Here is a 3,794-nt window from a genome sequence, read left to right as displayed (position 1 = left end):
GGCAATCCGTATCTCGCCACCGGCCCCGCGCGCATCATCCTCAACGAAGTGAACGGCGGCAGCCCGAGCCAGCTGCGCGGCTACATCGAAGTGGCGGGGCAGCGTGCCGAAGTGATCATTGCCAACCCGGCCGGCATCAGCGTGAACGGCGGCGGCTTCATCAACGCGTCGCGCGCCACGCTGACCACGGGCACGCCACAGTTCAATGCCATCGGCGGCCTCGACAGCTTTCTGGTGCGAGGCGGCACCGTCACCATCGATGGTGCGGGCCTGGATGCCAGCAAAACGGATTACGCAGCCATTCTCGCGCGCGCCGTGCAGCTCAATGCAGCGATCTACGCCACCGACCTCAAGGTGGTCACAGGCGCCAACCAGATCAGCGCTGACCATACGCAGATCACACCCACGGCGGGCACCGGTGCCACACCGACCTTCGCCCTGGACGCGGCGGCCCTCGGAGGCATGTATGCCGGCAAGATCACGCTCATCGGCACCGAGGCCGGCTTGGGCGTGCGCAACGCCGGCAGCATCGGCGCGAGCAATGGCAACCTCGTCGTCACGGCAGCCGGCAGGCTAGAGAATACCGGCACCCTCGAAGGCACGCGCGTCGAGCTCGCCAGCGCCGGTGACATCGACAACCGCGGCGGCACGATCCGCCAGACCAGCAGCGTGGGACTCGCGATCACCGCGCCGGCGCTGTCCAACACGAACGGCGGGTTCATCGGTGCCGAGCCGTTGCCTGCGCCCACGGCGGGCTCGGGCGGCAGTGCAAGCACCGGCGGCAGCGCCGGCACGGGCGGCACCACCAGTCCGGGCACGCCCACGGCTGGCACGGGTTCCACCTCGGGTTCCGGCGGCACAGCCGCACCCGCACCGGCACCGTATGTGCCCACATCGCTCGGCACCCTCACCGCGGCAGGCACCGTCCTGAATGACGGCGGCAAGATCTTCGCTGGCGGCCCGGTCACGCTGAACACCCCGCAGATCAACAATGCGGGCGGCTCGCTGTCGGTGGCCAGCATGGCGGTCACGGGCCCGACCTTCAGCAACGCGGGCGGGACGCTGAACGTCAGCAACAGCTTCAGCGCCAACGTGGGGCAGCTCGATAACACCGGCGGCACGCTGAACGCGGGCAGCCTGGACATTGCGACCACGGGCGATCTGGTCAACATCGACGGCAAGCTGACCAGTGCCACCGACGCCACCCTGACCGTGGGCGGCCACACAGACAACACGCGCGGAACGATTTCGGCCACAGGCGCACTGACCGCGAACGTCACCGGCGCGATTGACAATACGGCCGGTACCCTGGCCTCGAACCAGGCGCTCACGCTCGCAGGCCAATCTCTGAACAACAGCCAGGGCAACATCTCCTCGGCCAGCGGCAACGTCCAGGCCACCATCGGTCAGCAGCTTCTCAACACCGACGGCCGCATGGCCAGCGGTGCGAACCTCACCATCCAGAGCGGCAGCCTCGAGGGCACCAAGGGGTCGCTGCAAAGCACCGGCGACCTGAACGTCGCGACGGCTCAAGGGTTGACCTCCACAGGCACCAACGCCGCGGGCGGCACCCTTGCAATGCAGGGAGCCTTTGTCGACCTGTCCGGCAGCCAGACGGGCGCTGCGAACATCGTCCTCGCCGCCACCCAGGGCAATGTGACCACCAGCGGCGCCACTGTCGCCACGCCCGGCACGCTGGCCATCACGGCCAATGCGCAGCCGGGCCAGACACTCGTGAACAGCGCCGGCCAGCTGAACGCCGCGCAGCTGCAGATCAACGTCTCGAACCTGGCCAACACCAGCGGCGGCCAGATCGTGCAGACCGGCACGGGTGCAACGACCATCGCCACCAGCGGCATCCTGAACAACGACGGCGCACGCATCGCGAGCAATGGGCAGGACCTGAGCCTGAGCGCTGCGAGCATCACCAACACCGGCGGCAAAATCGAGCATGCCGGTGCCGGCACGCTCGCCATCGCGGGCGGCAACTTCAGCGGCGCCGGCGGCCAGATCACGGCCAACGGTGCGCTGACCGTGGCCATGTCGGGCGCCTTCGGCCAGGACGGCGGCACGACCTACGCGCGGCAGATCGACCTGAGCGCGGGCTCCTTGAGCAACCAGGGCGGCAGCCTCGTCCAGGCCGGCACCGGCGCCACCACCTTGGCTGTGGGCGGCCTGCTGAACAACAACGGCGGCACCGTCGCGAGCAACGGCGCCATCGCTGCGAGCGCAGGCTCGGTGAGCAACCAGGGCGGCACGCTGCAGGCGGGCGGCGCCTCCAGCCTGAGCCTCACAGCCACCGGGTCGCTCGACAACTCGGCCGGCGGCAAGATCCTCTCGGCCGGCAACACCGCACTCGCAGCGGGCGGCCTGAACAACAACGCCGGCAGCGTGACCGCGGTCGGCGACCTGAACGCCACCATCAGCGGGGCCGCAACCAACGTGGGAGGCACGCTGGCCGCGAACGGCCACACAACGCTGTCGGCCGCCAGCCTGGACAACAGCGGCGGCACGGCGGCGGCCGTGACCGGCAACCTCACCGTCACGACCTCCGGCACGACGACGAACAACGGCGGCACCCTGCAAGCCGGCGGCGCGACCACCCTGGGCAACGGCGGCCTGAGCAACCAGTCGGGCAAAGTCTTCGGCAACAGCCTGGATGTGGACACGCACGGCAACACGCTGGACAACACGCATGGCACGCTGGCCGCGACCACCGTGGTGGCGTTGAACTCGGGCGCGCTGGTGAACGATGCCGGCCTGATCCAGTCGGGCGGGGCGATGACCATTCAAACGAACGGCAACGCGATCAGCAACACGAACGCGGCCGGCTACACCAATGGCCAGGGCGGCATCACCAGCGGCGACACGCTCAGCCTGACCGCCGGCGCGGTCGCCAACACCGCCGGCTTCATCGGCGCCAGGAACGCACTGACGGCCAGCACCCAGGCGTTCTCCAACACGGGTGGCGGTGTGGTGCTGGGTCAATCCGCCGTGGCCATCGACACCAATGGCGCGAGCTATGACAACAGCGGCGGCCAGACCCTGGCCATGGAAGACCTGCGCATCGATGCCGGCAGCCTCACGAATACCGGCGGCCTCATCCGATCGATGGCCACAACCACGCTGAACGCCGGCAGCATCGTCAACACGAGCACCTCGGGCTCCGGGCAGGGCATCGAAGGCCAGAACGTCGCCATCAGCACTGGCCCTCTCGACAACACTTCCGGTGCGATCCGCGCCGACGTCAACGCCACCATCACCAGCGGCGGCACCGTCAACAACACGAACGGGTTGATCTCGGCGGCGGACACGCTCGCCATCGTCGATCCCAATGCCGCCAACCCCGGCGCCAAGACGCTGAACCTCATCAACACCGGCGGCACCCTGGTGGCGGACCAAAGCCTGCAGATCGACGCCGCCACCTTCAGCGGCGACGGCAAAGCTGTCTCGGGCCAGGACCTGGGCATCGCGCTCACCCAGGACATCGTGAACAACGGCGAGGTGGCCGCCAACGGCAACCTGAGCTACACCACCACCGGCAACTTCACGAACAACGGCAAGCTGCTGGCGGGCCAGACGCTCACCATCGGCGGCAACAACGTGGACAACACGGCCAATGCGGAGATGTCGGGGACGGACACCATCGTCAACGCCGCGGGCACATTGACCAACCGCGGCCTGATCGACAGCCAAGGCGCCACGCAGATCGACGCGGGCACGCTGAACAACATCGGCACCGGCCGCATCTACGGCGATGCGATTTCCATTGCCGCGGGCACGCTCAACAACGA

Annotated in this window: 1 protein-coding gene; it reads left to right on the top strand. The window is 68.4% G+C overall.

Translation table 11 applies throughout. The features are described 5' to 3' along the window. Positions 1-3,794, top strand: a 3,794-nt coding sequence (locus J2X67_RS27650) for a filamentous hemagglutinin N-terminal domain-containing protein (protein WP_309958205.1), incomplete at both ends; no start/stop codon positions are given.

The organism is Variovorax sp. 3319, assembly GCF_031456585.1.
In the GTDB taxonomy this organism is placed as follows: Bacteria; Pseudomonadota; Gammaproteobacteria; order Burkholderiales; family Burkholderiaceae_C; genus Variovorax; species Variovorax paradoxus_P.
This window is presented reverse-complemented; position numbering and strand designations above follow the sequence as displayed.